The sequence below is a fragment of the Pseudomonas sp. AGC41 genome, from assembly GCF_057334555.1.
The window spans coordinates 48,399-50,661 of sequence record NZ_JBHFJB010000004.1 but is presented as its reverse complement, the minus strand read 5'-3'; the positions used below and the strand labels follow the sequence as shown (position 1 = coordinate 50,661).

The window sequence follows — 2,263 nt, the reverse complement described above, 5'->3', positions numbered from 1 at the left end:
ACCCAGCATTGATCCGCAACAGCTTTCGCGAGCAGGCTCGCTCCCACAGAGGGCAGGGGCAATTGCGAAAATATCCGGGAAACTGGCAAAACCGTCATGTCGTTCTAATACTAAGGTCGTCTGGAACCTGGCCTTGAGCCGCATAGAGTAGGCTCGTTCCAACTTAAATCTGTGCTGCGAGGATAAAAACAATGAACGACAGCATTTACCTCTCGATACAAAACAGCCCGCGCTTCAAGGAGCTGGTGAGTAAAAGGGAAAGGTTCGCCTGGATTCTCTCGGCGATCATGCTAGGGCTTTACTCGGGATTCATCCTGTTGATTGCCTACGGGCCGCATATTCTCGGCGCCAAGATCACGCCTGAGGGAACGATCACCTGGGGCATTCCCATCGGGATCGGCCTGATTCTCTCGGCTTTCGTGCTGACCGGGATTTACGTACGGCGCGCCAATGGCGAGTTCGACGACCTGAACAATGCGATTCTCAAGGAGGCTCAGCAATGATCCGGCGTCTACTGGCTCTTTTGAGCATCGCTGCGTTCGCACCGAGCGTCTGGGCGGCGGATGCCGTGGCGGGGGCTGTGCAGAAACAACCCCTCAACGTCGCGGCTATCCTGATGTTCGTGGCCTTCGTCGGCGCGACTCTGTACATCACCTACTGGGCATCCAAGAAAAACAACTCGGCGGCCGACTACTATGCGGCCGGCGGCAAGATCACCGGCTTCCAGAACGGCCTGGCGATCGCCGGCGACTACATGTCGGCGGCCTCCTTCCTGGGTATTTCCGCGCTGGTGTTCACGTCCGGTTATGACGGCCTGATCTACTCCATCGGCTTCCTGGTGGGCTGGCCGATCATTCTGTTCCTGATCGCCGAGCGCCTGCGCAACCTGGGTAAATACACCTTTGCCGACGTGGCGTCCTATCGCCTCGGGCAAACCCAGATCCGCAGTCTGTCCGCCTGCGGCTCGCTGGTGGTGGTGGCGTTCTACTTGATCGCGCAAATGGTCGGTGCCGGCAAGCTGATCCAGCTGCTGTTCGGCCTGGACTACCACGTTGCGGTGATCCTGGTCGGTATCCTGATGTGCCTCTACGTGCTATTCGGCGGCATGCTGGCGACCACCTGGGTACAGATCATCAAGGCCGTGCTGTTGCTGTCGGGTGCTTCGTTCATGGCGCTGATGGTGATGAAGCACGTCAACTTCGACTTCAACATGCTGTTTGCCGAAGCGGTCAAGGTTCACCCGAAAGGTGAGGCGATCATGAGCCCTGGCGGCCTGGTGAAGGATCCGATCTCGGCCTTCTCCCTCGGCCTGGCGCTGATGTTCGGTACCGCCGGCCTGCCACACATCCTGATGCGCTTCTTCACCGTGAGCGACGCCAAGGAAGCTCGCAAGAGCGTGCTGTATGCCACTGGCTTCATCGGCTACTTCTACATCCTGACCTTCATCATCGGCTTCGGCGCGATCCTGCTGGTCAGCACCAACCCGGCCTTCAAGGACGCGGCAGGTGCCTTGCTGGGCGGCAACAACATGGCGGCGGTGCATCTGTCCAATGCGGTTGGCGGCAGCATCTTCCTGGGCTTCATCTCGGCGGTGGCGTTCGCGACCATCCTGGCGGTGGTAGCGGGCCTGACCCTGGCCGGTGCCTCGGCGGTGTCCCATGACCTGTACGCTAGCGTGATCAAGAAAGGCAAGGCCAACGAGAAGGACGAGATTCGCGTCTCGAAGATCACCACCATTGCCCTGGCAGTGCTGGCAATCGGCCTGGGCATCCTGTTCGAGAAGCAGAACATCGCATTCATGGTGGGCCTGGCGTTCTCCATCGCGGCGAGCTGCAACTTCCCGGTACTGCTGCTTTCGATGTACTGGAAGAAGCTGACCACCCGTGGCGCCATGATCGGCGGCTGGTTGGGCCTGGTCAGTGCCGTGGGCCTGATGGTGCTCGGTCCGACCATCTGGGTGCAGATCATGGGTCACGAGAAGGCGATCTTCCCGTATGAATACCCGGCGCTGTTCTCGATGATCATCGCGTTTGTCGGCATCTGGTTCTTCTCCATCACCGACAAGTCGGCTGAAGGCGCCAACGAGCGGGCGCTGTTCTTCCCGCAGTTCGTGCGTTCGCAGACGGGCCTGGGGGCGAGTGGGGCGGTGAATCACTGATTCGGTAAGTTTTAAGCGTATTGCTTGAAGAAGTACCCCGGTCGAGAGGCCGGGGTATTTTTTTGCATGTGATGTTTGCGTTGTCTGTGAGGACGCCTTGGGGGG

The 2,263-nt window shown here is 59.3% G+C and carries 2 protein-coding genes; both read left to right on the top strand.

The window, feature by feature from the left end:
* Window positions 1-191 precede the first annotated feature (191 nt).
* A complete protein-coding gene (locus ACE04F_RS00635; RefSeq protein ID WP_486104039.1) occupies window positions 192-503 on the top strand; it encodes a DUF485 domain-containing protein in 312 nt (103 codons plus the stop codon).
* Window positions 500-2,158, top strand: a complete 1,659-nt coding sequence (locus tag ACE04F_RS00630) for a cation acetate symporter (RefSeq protein ID WP_305496110.1) — start codon at window positions 500-502, stop codon at window positions 2,156-2,158. The genes ACE04F_RS00635 and ACE04F_RS00630 overlap by 4 nt, the downstream gene beginning before the upstream one ends.
* Window positions 2,159-2,263: the final 105 nt, after the last annotated feature.

Bases quoted from the DNA above. Each gene is read 5' to 3' on its own strand.
- ACE04F_RS00630 (WP_305496110.1), top strand. From the start codon at position 500: ATGATCCGGCGTCTACTGGCTCTTTTGAGCATCGCTGCGTTCGCACCG.
- ACE04F_RS00635 (WP_486104039.1), top strand. From the start codon at position 192: ATGAACGACAGCATTTACCTCTCGATACAAAACAGCCCGCGCTTCAAG.